Consider the following 16,625-nt stretch of genomic DNA (forward strand, 5'->3'; position numbering starts at 1 on the left):
ATTTCGGAGAAAAAATATTTGATAGGCTAGTAATAGCTAGTATTACAGCTAATGGACATTAAGCGGATATACAATTATCTAATTAAAAATACCATAAACAAACATCTTTTATTAATCCAATGTTACTATCTAAAACATCTCATCATATAAAAGAAAAAAACAAAAAGAATTATCCTTTAGAAGGAAAACTATTGCTACTCTAACGATATCTATAATGACCAAAATCTTAGGCGGAGATAGTGATTTAAATCTATCAGCAAATTCTTTTCATTCTGAAGAAATTGATACACACTATATAATTTAAAATAAGCTATGAAAAACATTAAAAAACAATCAACATTAAAAGAAATAAGCAAAAAGAACTTATGCCGTATACAAGGAGGTAATGCGGGTTCTGATGGGAGGTATTTACAGAATGGCTCATATGGCAGAATTAAAACATTAACCCTTGGTAATTATTAATTATTTCAAAAAACAAACAGTACTCTAAATGTCTTAAAATAGTTAGAGAAATTAATTAAAAAAAATATTATAAAACAACATTCAATTTTTATTTCACGTACAAATGATAGTGATGAAAATATAGAATTAACTGTCGAAGGACAGAATACTATTATTGAAGAAACGTCGCTATGACTTTGCAAAGCACACAATAATACCACTTAACAAATTAGCACCACAGTTAATTTCAGAAATAAGTCCAGTGATTTTTTTCATTGGGCTTATTCTATAGTAAGAGATTATGTACCTAAATACGATACTTTTTATGCTTTCGCAAAAGCATATTCAAATTGCTATCATGATATATTAGGTGTTTATTTGAAATGAAGTTGTATAAAAACTGGTAAATGAACCCGTCTTAGTTGTTCAAATCAATCTAATATGGTAGGTAATCAATATCATCATTACGTTGATTTACGCATTCTTGCGTCTCTCCTATGCATTTTCCACAGATATATAAATCTGTAGATACATTTCTTCCAAAAACGTTTTTCTATTCATGACTTGTTAAGTTTTTGATAGATACAATAGTTTGAATTGTTTTAACATGTTATAATATATTTAATTTTTCCTACTCTATTTATATACGGTTTTCGGAATCGCCGTTAAATTATTTACCCTAACCATCCATCTCTATCCAAACTACGATACTGTATGGCTTCGCTGATATGTGTTCCGGTGACAGTTTTGCTTCCTGCTAAATCAGCAATCGTGCGAGATACTTTTAAAATACGATCATAGGCTCTTGCAGAAAGATTTAATCGCTCCATAGCAGTTTTTAATAAGGTTTTGGAGGCTTCATCCAATGCGCAATACGTTCGGATTTGCTTGACATTCATCTGAGCGTTATAGTTGGTGGACTCGCTTTCGCGAAAGCGGATTACTTGTAATTCCCGAGCTGCCGTCACCCGCTTCCGAATATCGACGCTGGATTCTGCTTTTTGTTCACTACTTAACTTATCAAAAGGAACGGGTGTAACTTCAATATGAATATCAATACGATCTAATAACGGCCCACTCACCTTTCCTAAATAGCGTTGCATTTCGGCAGGACTACTTGTCACTGGTGCATCAGGATCATTAAAATACCCTCCTGGACTAGGATTCATACTCGCGACTAGCATAAAACTACTCGGATATGTTACGGTAAATCGAGCTCTAGAAATCGTGACTTCCCGATCTTCCAACGGCTGACGCATGACTTCTAATACTTCACGTTTAAATTCTGGTAATTCATCTAGAAACAACACCCCATTATGAGATAGCGAAATTTCACCTGGTTGCGGATAACTGCCACCTCCTACCAGAGCAACATTTGATATAGTATGGTGTGGCGAACGAAAAGGTCGTTCACTCATCAAGCCTTGATTATTTTTTACACGCCCAGCGACACTATGGATTTTGGTCGTCTCCAATGCCTCTCTCAAACTCATTGGCGGCAGGATGCTTGGCAATCTTTTAGAAATCATCGTTTTTCCAGAACCTGGAGGTCCTATCAAAATAATATTATGACCACCTGCTGCAGCGATCTCCATACAGCGTTTTATAGATTCCTGTCCTTTGACATCAGCAAAATCAAATTCTGGATGTTCCAAGCTTTTATAAAACTCGGCACGAGTATCTATGACGGTTTGTTCTAAAGGCGTTCCCTTATCAAAAAAAGCAATGACTTCACTTATATTTTCGACACCATATACTTCTAAACCATCTACAATCGCGGCTTCTTTTGCATTTTGTTTAGGCAGAATAAAGCCTTTAAAACCTTCTTCTCTGGCTTTAATCGCAATAGGCAAGGCTCCTTTTATGGGCTGTAATCCTCCATCTAAGGAGAGTTCGCCCATAATAATATACTCTTCTAAGTAATCTCCTTTAATTTGTTGTGTAGCGACTAATATACCAGTTGCCAAGGTAAGGTCATAGGCAGAGCCTTCCTTTCGCATATCGGCAGGAGACATATTAATAATAATCTTTTTTCCAGGGATTTTATAGCCATTATTCTGAAGTGCTGCTGCAATTCTATAATTACTTTCTTTAATGGCATTGTCGGGTAATCCTACAAGGTGATATCCGATTCCTTTATCTACATTGACTTCAACGGTAATGGTGGTGGCATCTACACCAAACACTGCGCTACCAAAAACTTTGGTTAACATATATTTCTAGTTAGTGTAAGATAGAAATATGCGCAGCTCTATACCTCACTTGTTATAAGGCTATAAATATAAATGCTTTTTATGGGTTTACAAATCAATATTTTAGGAATTTCTATTTTATAAAAAAACCTGTGAAGTGAACTTCACAGGTTTCCTAGTTAATCTTCACTTTGTATAAAACTATTTTACAAGGATCTTCCCAACTTTAATTTCAGACCCGTAAACTACTTTATAAAAATAAAGACCCGAAGTAGTAAGTTGATAATCTATTACTACTGTACCTACATCAACATCTTGAGGCGCATATTCTTTTACCATACGTCCATAACTATCATAGATAACAACCGTAACTCTAGTTCGTTCTGTCAATGGGATAGCAATCACTCCATTTCCATTCGAAGGATTTGGATAGGTTGTAATACTATTTTTTGAATTTAAAACGGATTCTTTCGTTACTTCAGTTAAAATATCTTTTGGAATATTGCTACGGGTAGGACAATCAAACGGACAGGTATCATTCCAATTTCCATTACGAACAGCACCTCCAGAAGTAAAATTAAACCAACCTTCACGGTCTCTAAATAGATCTACAGATTGGCTTCCATTATTCCCATTATTAAATACAAGACCTATTTCAGAATCACTTACGCCTGCTGGTAATGTGATATCATAAAAATACCAATTGGCAGTATCAGGAAGTGCTGTCATTTGTAAACCGGGCCAATTGGGAGTACCTGATAAAACCCCATTTTGAGTCGTATTAAATGTATATGCAAAAATCGTATTCCAATCATTAGGTTGGTGCGCATAAATACGATAGGTATTTGTAGAAGTACCAGGGCAATCTGAAGGACATACATCTGACCAAGTACCATTTCGTAAGGCTCCACCAGACGTAAATTCAAACCAACCATCTCGGTCTCTAAAAAGATCTACAGACTGACTGCCATTATTACCATTATTAAACACAATTCCAATTTGATTGGCACTTACCCCTGATGGTACATTGATTTCATATTCATACCAAAGTGTACTTCCTGAGACGGGTGTCATAGATTGCCCAGGCCATCCATTGGTGCCAGAGAGCACACTATTCGTTGCTGTATTATAAACATAAATATCAAGTTCATTCCAATCTAATGGTTTTTTAGCACGTACTGTAAATGATGTAGGCGGTGTTATAATATCTTCTTCAAATGCTTCTCCTATTAAAACAAGACCAAACGGACTATTGAAATCTGCCGTATTATTAGTCACTGTTGATGTATTTCCTGAAAAATAGTCTGTAAGTACCGTTCCATCTGGCCATAGATTAAACATATTTAATGCATTCTGGAAGTCACCATCATTTCCTGTATATACCAAACTTTTATCAGATAATACACCATTATCAAATTCTCTTTTAAACGTATAAGGAGTATCTTGAAGTTTGGTATGCACACCTGCGCCTACCGAAATATGTTCTCTTCTAAAACGTCCAATTTTTTGATGATGTAATAAAGTAAGTGACTGTAAAGAATTTGGATTAGCAAGATCTCCAAAGTTCATAAATGATCGTAAGGTCGCATCACCTGTTGCACCACCTCCAGGGGTTAAGGTACGAGCCGTTTCATCACCATAATAAATTTGGGCAGTAGAGGGTGATAATAAGAGTTTTGTACCTGCTTCGAAGGTTCTTGTTCTATTAATATCAAATACCTCAGCAGTATCGTGGTTTGCTAAGAAATTCATTACTGAAGCACCTCCTAATTGATTTTGCAATAAATTATTATAACTAGAAAATATGCTTTCTAATCCTTGATTTGCAACAAAACGAAAATCAAAATTGATTAGGTTTTCATACCCATTATTATAATAGTCAACATTAAAACCATCGCCATTAAAAACACGTTGCATTCCTAGTGCAAAATAATTAAATACTTCACCTGTCATCCAGAAAGGTTGATCATCTACCTTCTTCTGAGGGTTTGCCCCTTTCCAATCTTGTAATGCAATAAGACCTTCTGTTTTTAATTCTGTCCATACAGATTCTTCTACATGTTTTACAGTATCTACTCTAAAACCATCTACGCCATAATCTCTCACATAATCGGTCAACCATTTTATAATATAAAAACGAGGCGCTCTTGGATATCCTGTTCTATTAAAGAATATATCAAGTTCTGCTAATTCTTGATCCTTTCTCCCTTCATTTTCCCATTTATCTAATAACCATTGAGGAAGACTTACAGGAGTATTACTTTCTGTTAAAATATCTGGAAGATTCGCTACTAATTCACAAGGTATTGTCCCTTGAGGACCATTAAAATTACAATCAGGATCTCTTCGTACCCAATCGCTAGGCCAAGATTCATCATCAGGGTTGTCTGGTCCTACATGATTTAATACAACATCCATCACAATACGAATACCATGGTCGTGTGCTGTATCTACTAATGTTTGAAATGTAGTCTCTGTACCTAAATTCCGATCTATTGCTGTCCAATCTTTAGCCCAATAGCCATGAAAGGCATAATTTTTTCCTGGACCCTCATCGGTGGCACCATGAATATTTTCATAAGGCGGCGTTAGCCAGATGGCACTAACACCTAAATCATCAAAATAACCTTCATTAATTTTATTAATGAGTCCTTGTAAATCGCCACCTAAATAACTCCGTAAAGGAGCTCCATCTTGTTGTCGTCCATAAGAAAAATCATTGGAGGGATCGCCATTTTCAAAACGATCGGTAAGTACAAAATAAACAGTAGCGTTTTCCCATACAAATGGAATATCTCTGCTCTGTGATAAACTAGAAGCATAACTTAATACTAAAAATAGAAATGGTAAAAACTTAATTGTTTTCATAATTCTTGGGGGATTAAATGGTTAATGATTTTTATATAGGTATATGTCAACAGAAAATCACTTAAACAACTAATAATCTGACGAATAAACCTATTTAAAAGTACTCTAAAGTTCTTTATTATTCTATAAATAATTAGAATAATACTTCATTCCATATAAATTTTAACAGGCTGAAATTCAATGTTTTTAATAGTGCACTAGGAGCGAAAACGTTATCGTAAAAATTATCAAATTCGCAATAATTTACAAACCTCAAGCAAGAAAGATTTCAGAATAAAAAAAAAACACAACGATACCCTTACACATTATACATAACAACTACTAAAACACACATAATTTCTAACTACATTTTTTCCTCAAAAAAATAGTATGAGCCTTCAGTATAACTTCCATTTTATGACTGAAATAATTTAAATCGTATTTTCATTAAAACAGACAAAGAGATTAAAAAACACGATGAAAAGATTTAATTTCTTAATAAAATGTTAATTTAAATAAAAATACCCCCAATTTTTCAAAGAAAAAAAGGATAAAAAAGATAAAAAAGGGGTATTTCCCCCTTTCCTATCGCGTAAGTATACTATACTTTTAAACTATAAATAAATGAAGGTTTGTTTAGATTTAACAAATGGGGGAAGTGTCGTTTCTATTTGAGTGTTTAAAGACAATTTTAACGCACAATACCATTTAATTTAGGGGTGAAAGGCATCCCGCAGTTAGCGGGATGTTTTTCAAATAACTTAAAATCTAAACTCAATATAAAATAGTTTGTATGTACTACCAACAACATACAAAGATAGCATAGGGGGTGAAAGGCATCTCGCAGACTTGCGGGGTGTTTTTCCGTTTTAGGACATATCCAAAACAAAAAAGCGCACTTTTAAAGTGCGCTTTTTATATTTCAAAATAGATGTATTGTTATCGTAAAATGCTAAATGAAATTCGAGAATTATGAAACACTGTATGTGTCTCTTTTGTAAAATCAGACTTCTTAGCTTCAAAGATATTATCTACATAGGTTTGCGGATTTAAATCAATAAGCGGAAACCATGTACTCTGTACTTGAATCTGTATTTTATGTCCTTTTTTAAAAGTGTGTAAAACATCTTGTAACTTAATAAATACTTCTTCTTTCTTATCTGGCACAAATGCTTCCGGACGTTCCATACTTCTTCTAAAACGACCTCTCATTACCTCACTACGAACCATCTGATGGTATCCAGCCATTTGTACACCTTCTTCTGTTTCTTCTGTATTAGGAACGTCATCAGGGTATACATCAATAATTTTTACAATCCAATCGGCAGAAGTACCTGTAGTAGCCACTTCTAGTTTTGCCATGATTTCTCCAGCGAGTGTTACTTCATCATCTAGCACGGGGGTTTCATATACGAGTACATCATCTCTTTTTGCAGCAAAACGTTGATCATCACTCATGTATTTTCGAGGTGTAAATACCATTTTCTTCCCTTCTGCATAAGGAACTGGATTTGCAGGATCACTTACAAAAGTTTCTGCGCCATTCTTTGTAGATGGACTTCCTGATAAACGATTATTGGCATCTAAATAAAATGTAGCACCCATAGTTGCTTTAGGAGGCCACACATCAAATGATTTCCATTCTTTCGTTCCTGTATCAAAAATATGGGCTTCTGGTAATTTGGTCTCATTTCCTCCCATTCCTTTAAGGAAGTGATTAAAGAATTTTGTTTCCAATTCTTTTTGAAAATAATCTGAAATATCATCCCCAAAATATACATTCCCGACGGCTTGTCTCTTTTTAGTTCGTGCCCAATCACCATGACTCCAAGGTCCAAAAACAACAGTATTATAGTTATTGCTTCGCTTCTCTATATTCTTATAGGTTTCCCAAGGACCATATAAATCTTCAGCATCAAATAAGCCACCTACCGTCATTACCGCAGGTTTGATATCTTGCAAATGCTGTATAAGTCCACGTGATTTCCAGAATTCATCATAGTTAGGGTGCTCTTTTAATTGTGTCCAAAATTCATTGGTTTCATCATAATATGCATCAAGGTTTGATAAAGGTCCTGTCTTCAAAAAGAAATCAAACTGATCATCACTATCTAATTTTGGGAATTGATACCACGCTTCTGTAGTTGGTCCTTCTTTTTGATATCCAAATAAAGCTGTAGCTCTCCAGTAGCTTAATAAATAAGCGCCATTATGGTGAAAATCATCAAAAAAGAAATCTCCAATACACGCTTGTGGCGAACTTGCTTTTAATGCTGGGTGTTCACTTAATAATGAATAGGTCGCATAAAACCCTGGATATGATATTCCCCAAGTTCCTACATTTCCATTGTTATTTTCTACATTCTTCACCAGCCAATCTATCGTGTCATAGGTATCACTCGCTTCATCTACTTGGTTACCTGTCTTATTCGGAATATAGGCACGCATATTATCATACTTCCCTTCACTCATCCATCGTCCACGTACATCTTGATATACAACAATATACCCTTCTTCCATCATATATTTATTCGGCCCTATTTTAGAACGGAATTGTCCTTCACCATAAGGTTTGCTACTATACGGCGTACGTTGCATAATGATAGGATAACTCTTTGACGTATCCTTAGGAGAATAAATAGTAGTATGCAGTTTGATACCATCACGCATCACAATATCAACTTCTTGTTTATTGTAATGTGCTTTTACATCATAGGTTTCTTGTGTATACGCTTTCGCGAAAGCGAAAACAAATAACAATACAAATAATTTTTTCATCATATATTAATTATTATTAAATCGTGTTATTCCTTCTTTTAGCCATGCTTTATATTCTTCGGCATCTGGTGTATATCCTACTGGAGTATTTAAATTGGATTCATCATGATCGATTAATACGTAATAAGGCTGAGCATTTGCTTTATAACGTATGGTTTGGAATTCACTCCATTTATCTCCAATTGTTTGTACGCGTTTACCTGTAATTTCTGAAACATAACGGTCTTTTACTGGAAGTTTACGACGATCATCTACATAGAGAGAAATAAGTACGACATCATTTTTAAGAATATCAAGTATCGAAGGTTCTATCCAAACACGTTCTTCCATTTTTCTACAGTTCACACAGGCATGTCCGGTAAAATCAATAAGGACTGTTTTATTTACTGTTTTAGCATATGCAAGTCCTTGTTCATAATCATTAAATGCTAAAATACCATTAGGTAATACATGTCCTCCTTCTGGTAAGCCATCTTTAAATTGAGCATCTACTACTCCAGAACTTCCTATCCCGTGAGGAGATTCACTATACTCCATTGGTGGAGGAAAACCGCTTATAATCTTTAAAGGAGCGCCCCATAATCCTGGAATAAGATATAATGTAAACCACATAGAAGCAATAGCTAATAACAACCTTCCTACAGAAAGTTTGGATCCTTCATCATCATGGGGAGTTTTGATTTTCCCTAATAAATATAAAGTGAGTATTGCTGATATGGCAATCCAAATAGCTAAAAATGTTTCTCTTTCTAATAAATGAAGTTGTAAAACTAAATCTGCGTTTGATAAGAATTTAAATGCTAAAGCTAATTCTATAAGACCAAAAACTACTTTTACTGTATTAAGCCATCCTCCTGATTTTGGAAGGTTTGTTAACCAACTAGGGAATAATGCAAATAATACAAAAGGAAATGCTAATCCTAATCCAAATCCTAACATAGCTATCGTTAAGATAGTGGCACCTCCATCTGTAGATAAGACACTTCCCAACACTAATCCCAATGCCGGACCTGTACAAGAAAATGAAACAATAATAAGTGTTAATGCCATAAAGAAAACTCCTAAAAGCCCTCCCCCACTCGAAGCCTTATCTGCCTTGGTAGCCCAACTGTTTGGAATATTTATTTCAAAAGCTCCCAAAAAAGAAATAGCAAAAACAACAAATATTAAAAAGAAGAAAATATTCAGGTATACATTTGTTGATATAGCATTAAAAATGTTAGGGTTTAATGATTCAAAGAGATGAAATGGCAAACTAATCAATACATAGATAGCAACGATACAGAAACCATAAAATAACGCATTAAACTTTCCTTTTGATTTATTTTCGTTTTGCTTTATAAAAAAGCTAATTGTCATAGGAATCATAGGGAATACACACGGAGTAAACGTCACTAAAAGACCCGCTAGTAATGTCCCTAAAAAAATCAACCAATGACTTTTCTTTTCTTCATTATTCTGTATCGTATCTGCTTCATTATCTCCTCCGACTACTGGTGGTCCCTTATTCTCATCTTCATCATTTTCTACAACTTCACTATATTCATCGTCTTCTAATACAATTCTGCCATCTTCACCTATTGATCTACTGTCTCCTATAGTGTTTTTGATATCAACTCCATATTTTTCAAACGCATTATAATTGGTAAAAGCCAATACTTTTTGCTTTCCAAGATCATGAACGATATAAAACTCTTGGTTGATACAAACTCCGTTCTCAATACAACTTTGATGTTTTACTATAGATTTGATTATGGTCGTAGAAGCATCGGTAAGTTGTATTTTTTGAGAGAGACGTGCCGTATCTTCCCAAAAAACCTCATCTACTTCAAAAATATCACTGTACTCTCTATGGGTAGGACTTTCTGTTGCTTTTCCGTCTAATGTATACGTAGCTCCTGTCTCTGGTAAAAATTCAAAGTGTAATGGAATAGGTCCATCTTCAGGAGTAAACTGGCTATATACATGCCATTTGTCTTGAATTTTAGCATCATAATGCAGTATATATGTTGTCTCAGAAATTTTCTCAACTTCTCCAGACCATTGAACAGGGTCATATTTTTTACCACTTCCAAATTCTTGCCCTCCACCAAAGCCTTGAGCGATTGCAAATGTTGTGGTAAGCATAAATACTCCGAGGAGTGTAAGCGTTTTACGCATCATATTGAATATGTTATTTTAAGTAGTTTGGTATCCTCTTGCGCACTATATCTTCTATCCGAACGATATCCTAGTATCCAAATAATTCCGTTTTGATCACATAGTAACCAAGTATTCTCTTTGGCTACCAAAGATAGCTTTTCATCTTTAAAAAATTTACTCAATTTCTTTTTCCCTTGCATTCCTGAAGGATAAAAAAAATCTCCTTCTTTCCAACGACGTACTACCATTGGAAATTGTACTTTGGAAGGATCTATATATATCTCAGTTTCTAAGACAGTTGCCATGGTTGCTACCCTAGCAAATGATAACGTTCCGTAATCACCTTGATGTTCTTGTATTCCTTCTTCAATTAGGAAAGAAGTCGTATTCGTTTCTTTTTCTTTACTATATGAATATAATTGTAATGTGGTTCGATCTTTTAGTAAACGATGTGTTTGTGAAAAAAGCTGTTTTCCTGATTGTGCTTCTAATAAATGATAGACATCTTCCCAAGCAGTAAATCCAAAATCTTTATACAATACATAAAGTACAGCTTTAGGAGTTGGATGTTCCAACAATTTTGGAATAGATACACACATAGCTCTAGGTCCTATGAGACTATCTAACGGATAGAAATACCTAGTTTTAAGTTCCTGAATATATACTTCCAATAAACTAGCAGATTGTTGTACATGCGTTAGTGTCTTTTCTACCGTTTGTAAAATATCAGGGCGTATTTTTTCCAACTCAGGAATCACATGATGGCGCATCGCATTACGCACATACGCATCAGATGCATTACTACTATCTTCTCGCCAAACAATTTCATTTACTTGTGCATACTCATAAATACGCTTTCGCGAAAACGGTAACAGTAACCGCAACACATTTCCAGAAATAGCAGGGATACCAGTGAGACCATCAAGACCTGTACCTCGAGATACATTAATCAAAAACGTTTCTAAGTTATCATTGCTATGATGTGCTGTTAGTATATAATCATATCCTTCGGCGGTAGTTAATTCTTTAAACCAAGTATACCTCAAATCACGTGCTGCCATTTGAGTGGAGACGGTATGTTTTTTCGCGTAAGCGGATGTATCAAAACTCTTTTCGTAATATGGAAGTGTATGTTCTGTAGCAAGTTTTTTTACAAAATGTGCATCTCCATCACTTTCGTTTCCTCGTAAATTAAAATTACAATGTGCAATGCTTATATCTAATCCAGAAGACATGCAAAGATGTACTAAAACAGTACTATCCAACCCTCCACTTACGGCAACTAATAATTTTGTGTGTGCTGTTAGAAAAGGAAACTGTTGTTTTAGATGTGATTGAAACGCATCAAGAAGCATATACAGGTATCTTAAACTCTTCCTTTTAGGGCATTAAACACCCAAGCAATGGCAAAAAAGCCAATTCCAACTGCGGCAAAGCCCCAGCCAGCAACATCTTTATAACGTACAGCACCAAGTAATATAAGAGACAATCCTACGATTATCATAATAAAAGTAGCCCAAGCGAGCACTGTATTCTTATTCATTCCCATAGATTCAATTTAAGTTGTTCAGCAATTATAAGAATAATTACAATAACAAGGGATTTTACACCTATTCTTATTTAAATTTAAATAAAACGAAAATTATAACAGGTATAAGTACAAATATCGACTAAATTTCATAAACGTGAGGAAGAGAAACTATACGATTTTCGTAAATTCGAACATTATTTAAGAACACCTTCTTTTTAACAAAATAATAAGGTGTTTTTAAAAACTTTATTTTTAATATACCACGATATAAAAAGCGTATTTCAGCACTATGGATATAAAATTCAATAAAAACGAAGATCATAACAAACTCTTACTTTCTGATTTAAAAAGAAAACTAGCAAAAGTAAAATTGGGAGGTGGTGAAAAACGTATCGAAAAACACCATTCAAAAGGAAAACTCACCGCGAGAGAACGAATAGAGTATCTTGTAGACGATCCAAAAAAATGTATTGAAATAGCTGCTTTTGCAGGAGAAGGCATGTATGAAGAGCATGGTGGTTGCCCAAGTGGTGGGGTCGTTATAAAAATAGGGCATGTATCTGGTAAGCAATGTATTGTTGTTGCAAATGATGCAACAGTAAAAGCTGGCGCTTGGTTTCCTATTACAGGAAAAAAGAATTTACGCGCACAAGAAATTGCCATGGAAAATAAATTACCCATCATTTACCTTGTAGATAGTGCAGGAGTATATCTTCCTATGCAAGATGAAATTTTCCCAGACAAAGAGCACTTTGGACGTATTTTTAGAAATAATGCGGTGATGAGTAGTATGGGAATTACCCAAATATCTGCTGTTATGGGTAGTTGTGTTGCTGGTGGAGCCTACCTTCCTATCATGAGTGATGAAGCACTTATTGTAGATAAAACAGGAAGTATCTTTCTTGCTGGAAGTTATTTAGTAAAAGCTGCCATAGGAGAAACGATAGATAATGAAACATTAGGTGGTGCCACTACACACTGCGAAATAAGTGGCGTGACAGATTACAAAGCAAAAGATGATAAGGATGCCTTAGATACCATTAAGAAATTAATGGATAAAATAGGAGATTATACAAAAGCAGGATACAATCGTAAAGAAGCAGCACTTCCAAAAGAAAACCCTGAAGAGATTTTTGGAATTCTTCCAGCCTCAAGAGCTGATCAATATGATATGCGCGAAATCATAAAACGTTTGGTAGATCATTCTGAATTTGATGAATATAAAGAAGGATACGGACAAAGTATTCTTACAGGATACGCCCGTATAGATGGTTGGGCGGTAGGTATCGTTGCCAATCAGCGTAAGTTGGTAAAGACAAAAAAAGGAGAAATGCAATTTGGAGGCGTGATTTACTCAGATAGTGCCGATAAAGCAACGCGTTTTATAGCTAATTGTAATCAAAAGAAAATTCCGTTGGTATTCTTACAAGATGTAACTGGATTTATGGTAGGTAGTAAAAGTGAGCATGGCGGTATTATTAAAGATGGGGCAAAAATGGTAAATGCTGTATCTAATAGTGTTGTCCCTAAATTTACTATCGTGATTGGAAATTCATATGGAGCAGGTAATTATGCAATGTGCGGTAAGGCTTATGATCCGAGACTTATTGCTGCTTGGCCAAGTGCAAATCTGGCTGTTATGAGTGGAAATTCTGCTGCCAAGGTATTATTGCAAATAGAAACAGCTTCTCTTAAGAAACAAGGAAAAGAAATTACACCTGAAGTAGAAAAAGAATTATATGATAGGATTAAAGCGCGTTATGACGAGCAAATCTCACCGTATTATGCAGCTTCACGTATTTGGACAGATGGCGTTATAGACCCTAGAGATACTAGAAAATGGATTTCTATGGGAATCGAAGCAGCAGATCATGCTCCTATCGAAAAACCTTTCAACTTAGGCGTTATTCAGGTTTAAATTCAGATTAACTTGACAACATTACAAAAAGCCGCCTAATTAGAAATTAATAAGACGGCTTCTATAACTAAAAAGTAGTGGTTAATATATTAAAGTGGTGTTTTATGATCTTTCAAATTGTTGACCATCCAGAGTAAGAATATTCCCCGAAATTGACCAAGTACTTGAAAATGCTGAGGGTGGATCGTTTTGCTCTCCAGCGCAACTACTTACATCTGTTGGTGTTATGGTTATACTACTACCCGAAATCGTATAATTAAAATCTGTAATGATCCCTCCATTCATACAGATATCGTTACAATCTGCTTGAAAAACAGATCCAGAAGAACTTGAAGTGAAATTAAAGAAATTTCCATCTCCATTAGCATTGGTACACTCTGTAGGTATTTGATTCCATCGACCTAAAATTTCATCTGCTCCTGTATTAGAGCTTGATCCCGATACAGTTGCAAAACTATTTATCGTATCCCAGCTTACAGTATCACCATCGTTTACTATACCGTTTGTAAGAACTCTAGTCAGTTCAAGATCAATAAAACTAGAAAGTTCAAGTGTAGTCCCTCCTCGGTCCAAAACAACTTCTACACTTCTTGTTTCCCCTCTTTCTAAATCAAATAAGTTTGCTGTTTCTTCTCCGCCTATATCATTGCCATCACTATCGCGAATTAAAGGAAACGAAACATCTTCATGTACAGAGTTCCATGTAAATATCAAGTCGATTGTTATTGGACCTGAATCGTCATCTGAACAAGAATTAAACAAATTTGTACATATAAGTAGCACAAAAAATAAACCGGTTTTTTTCATCATAATTAATTTTGAAGATTTAAAAGCGTAAAAATCGTAGTTGTAAAGAGTTCTCAAAATACCCATTACTAGGCATTTTTATACATTAGAATTTATGGTCTATATTGTAACATCTTGACAGTTAGAAAAAGTATCAGTACCCCAATAAAGTTCAAAGTATTTTAAAAGACTCTTTATAATATTTCGCGAAAGCGGACAACATCATACTAAAACATATATTTCTGAGTTTTAATTTAGAAAAGGTTTGTATACATTAGCAGTCTATGATTAAAAGGGGATTTCTAACTTATATTTTATATTTATTTTCTACATTTTTTTGTTTTGCACAAACAGATATACCTACTGATTATTTTACAAATCCGTTAGACATACCGCTAGTTATGGCGGGTACTTTTGGGGAATTACGTAGTAATCATTTCCATAGCGGATTAGATATCAAAACCCAACGTAAAGAAGGTTTGAAAGTGCATGCTTCTGCAACAGGATATGTAAGCCGAATCAAAATCTCTCATTATGGATATGGGAAAGCACTTTATATACAACACCCTAATGGGTACTCTACCGTATATGCGCATCTTAAGAAATTTAGTCCTGAAATAGAAGCATATATCAAGGAGAAACAATACAAGAAAGAACGTTATGAAATTGAAGTGTTTCCTACTTCTGGAGCATTAGCGGTTACTCAAGGTGATTTAATTGCGTATAGTGGCAATACAGGGGATAGTGGCGGCCCTCATCTTCATTATGAAATTAGAGATGCGAACTCCAGACCTATGAATCCCTTTTTATTTGGAATTCAAGTAGCCGACCACAGGGCTCCTAAAATCACAAAAGCATTTGCGTATCCTCTGGACGAAAACTCTTATATCAATCGAGCTCAAAAACCTGTTGAACTTAGATTGAAAATGCAAAAAGACAGTACCTATATTACTGAAAAAATAAAAGCTCAAGGAAATATAGGCTTTGGTATAAGTACCATAGATCAGCAAGATGGTGCTAATAATAAAAATGGTATTTATCAAATACAAACTACGATAAATGGAGAAGAAAACTTCTTACTCACCATGGATAAGTTTTCTTTTGCTGAGACACGTTACCTCAATAGAATGATTGATTATGGACGTTATATTAAGAAGAGAAATAGAGTTCAGAAATTATTTATAGAAAAAAATAATCCGCTTAGTATTTATAAAAATCAAGTAGATAATGGTGTTCTGACTATTAATGACAGTCTTTCATATCAATATGGTATTAAAATAAAAGACTACGCTGGTAATGTAACAAGTATTAATGTTCCTATTATTGGAAAAGCAGATACACTTACAAAACCAAGTACACCTGTAGTTACTGAAAATCATGCATATGCAGATCAACCTTTTTCATTTTCAGAGGGTAAGTTTTCAGTCTATATTCCTAAAGGCGCTTTATATGATCATACATTTCTAGATTTAGCATCACGTTCTGACACACTTCATTTTCATACTGAAGAAACACCTTTACATAAAAATGCTGTTATCAGTTACGATCTTTCTGCTTATAATGGAGAAGATAGAGAAAAACTATATTTAGGTCGATTAAACCGTAAAGGGAATGATATTTATTATACACGCACAAGAATTAAAGATAATGCCCTAACAACGGCTACTAAAACTTTCGGAACATATACAATTGGGATGGATAAGACACCGCCTGTTATTACAGCAAAAAATGTAGCTAAAGGAAGGTGGATGTCTAAATATCGTTATCTCAAATTTAAGATTGAAGATGCCGAAAGCGGTATAAAAAGTTATCGTGCAACTGTAAATGGAAAATTCATTTTGATGGAGTATGATTATAAAACAAATACTCTTGTACACGATTTTAATGATAATATCGTTACTGATACTGAAAATAACTTAAAACTAATCGTCACCGATAATGTAGGAAATAGTGCTACATTTGAGACAACATTTTTTAGAAAAAAATAATC

10 protein-coding genes are annotated in these 16,625 nt (G+C 34.5%); 3 read left to right on the forward strand and 7 right to left on the reverse strand.

The window, feature by feature from the left end:
• Positions 1-312 precede the first annotated feature (312 nt).
• Positions 313-462 carry a hypothetical protein gene (locus tag Q1A01_RS21215; protein WP_299684884.1) on the forward strand — a complete coding sequence of 50 codons (150 nt, stop codon included), beginning with the start codon at positions 313-315 and terminating at the stop codon, positions 460-462.
• A 653-nt stretch (positions 463-1,115) separates the two neighbouring features.
• Here the strand turns inward: Q1A01_RS21215 and Q1A01_RS21220 are convergent.
• The 6 genes from Q1A01_RS21220 to Q1A01_RS21245 form a co-directional block, all read right to left on the reverse strand.
• Positions 1,116-2,654, reverse strand: a complete 1,539-nt coding sequence (locus tag Q1A01_RS21220) for a YifB family Mg chelatase-like AAA ATPase (protein ID WP_299684886.1) — start codon at positions 2,652-2,654, stop codon at positions 1,116-1,118.
• Positions 2,655-2,834: 180 nt separating this feature from the next.
• The gene (locus tag Q1A01_RS21225; protein ID WP_299684888.1) at positions 2,835-5,501 is read right to left on the reverse strand and encodes an alpha-amylase family glycosyl hydrolase; all 2,667 of its coding nucleotides are present in this window, start codon (positions 5,499-5,501) and stop codon (positions 2,835-2,837) included.
• 918 nt (positions 5,502-6,419) lie between these two features.
• Entirely contained in the window at positions 6,420-8,258 is a 1,839-nt protein-coding gene (locus Q1A01_RS21230; protein ID WP_299684955.1) for a CocE/NonD family hydrolase, read from the reverse strand.
• Between the two features lie 6 nt (positions 8,259-8,264).
• Positions 8,265-10,421 carry a cytochrome c biogenesis protein CcdA gene (locus Q1A01_RS21235; RefSeq protein WP_366520122.1) on the reverse strand — a complete coding sequence of 719 codons (2,157 nt, stop codon included), beginning with the start codon at positions 10,419-10,421 and terminating at the stop codon, positions 8,265-8,267.
• Positions 10,418-11,755 carry a tRNA lysidine(34) synthetase TilS gene (gene tilS / locus Q1A01_RS21240; protein WP_299684891.1) on the reverse strand — a complete coding sequence of 446 codons (1,338 nt, stop codon included), beginning with the start codon at positions 11,753-11,755 and terminating at the stop codon, positions 10,418-10,420. The genes Q1A01_RS21235 and tilS overlap by 4 nt, the downstream gene beginning before the upstream one ends.
• A gap of 11 nt (positions 11,756-11,766) precedes the next feature.
• Positions 11,767-11,949: a CAL67264 family membrane protein gene (locus Q1A01_RS21245; RefSeq protein WP_299684893.1), complete on the reverse strand. Its 183-nt coding sequence runs from the start codon at positions 11,947-11,949 to the stop codon at positions 11,767-11,769.
• A 271-nt stretch (positions 11,950-12,220) separates the two neighbouring features.
• On the opposite strand from Q1A01_RS21245, the gene Q1A01_RS21250 reads away from it, so the two are divergent.
• Positions 12,221-13,849 (forward strand): carboxyl transferase domain-containing protein, encoded by a 1,629-nt coding sequence (locus Q1A01_RS21250; RefSeq protein WP_299684895.1) that lies wholly within the window; start codon positions 12,221-12,223, stop codon positions 13,847-13,849.
• 102 nt (positions 13,850-13,951) lie between these two features.
• On the opposite strand, the gene Q1A01_RS21255 is transcribed toward Q1A01_RS21250, so the two are convergent.
• Positions 13,952-14,659, reverse strand: coding sequence for a hypothetical protein (locus Q1A01_RS21255; protein ID WP_299684897.1), 708 nt, complete (start codon positions 14,657-14,659; stop codon positions 13,952-13,954).
• Positions 14,660-14,919: 260 nt separating this feature from the next.
• On the opposite strand from Q1A01_RS21255, the gene Q1A01_RS21260 reads away from it, so the two are divergent.
• The gene (locus Q1A01_RS21260; RefSeq protein WP_299684899.1) at positions 14,920-16,623 is read left to right on the forward strand and encodes a M23 family metallopeptidase; all 1,704 of its coding nucleotides are present in this window, start codon (positions 14,920-14,922) and stop codon (positions 16,621-16,623) included.
• Positions 16,624-16,625: the final 2 nt, after the last annotated feature.

It is taken from the genome of uncultured Dokdonia sp., from assembly GCF_947492815.1.
Lineage (GTDB): Bacteria > Bacteroidota > Bacteroidia > Flavobacteriales > Flavobacteriaceae > Dokdonia.

Excerpts from the sequence above, each read along its gene's own strand:
- Q1A01_RS21215 (WP_299684884.1), top strand. The coding sequence starts at position 313 with ATGAAAAACATTAAAAAACAATCAACATTAAAAGAAATAAGCAAAAAG.
- Q1A01_RS21220 (WP_299684886.1), bottom strand. The coding sequence starts at position 2,654 with ATGTTAACCAAAGTTTTTGGTAGCGCAGTGTTTGGTGTAGATGCCACC.
- Q1A01_RS21225 (WP_299684888.1), bottom strand. The coding sequence starts at position 5,501 with ATGAAAACAATTAAGTTTTTACCATTTCTATTTTTAGTATTAAGTTAT.
- Q1A01_RS21230 (WP_299684955.1), bottom strand. The coding sequence starts at position 8,258 with ATGAAAAAATTATTTGTATTGTTATTTGTTTTCGCTTTCGCGAAAGCG.
- Q1A01_RS21235 (WP_366520122.1), bottom strand. The coding sequence starts at position 10,421 with ATGATGCGTAAAACGCTTACACTCCTCGGAGTATTTATGCTTACCACA.
- tilS (WP_299684891.1), bottom strand. The coding sequence starts at position 11,755 with ATGCTTCTTGATGCGTTTCAATCACATCTAAAACAACAGTTTCCTTTT.
- Q1A01_RS21245 (WP_299684893.1), bottom strand. The coding sequence starts at position 11,949 with ATGGGAATGAATAAGAATACAGTGCTCGCTTGGGCTACTTTTATTATG.
- Q1A01_RS21250 (WP_299684895.1), top strand. The coding sequence starts at position 12,221 with ATGGATATAAAATTCAATAAAAACGAAGATCATAACAAACTCTTACTT.
- Q1A01_RS21255 (WP_299684897.1), bottom strand. The coding sequence starts at position 14,659 with ATGATGAAAAAAACCGGTTTATTTTTTGTGCTACTTATATGTACAAAT.
- Q1A01_RS21260 (WP_299684899.1), top strand. The coding sequence starts at position 14,920 with ATGATTAAAAGGGGATTTCTAACTTATATTTTATATTTATTTTCTACA.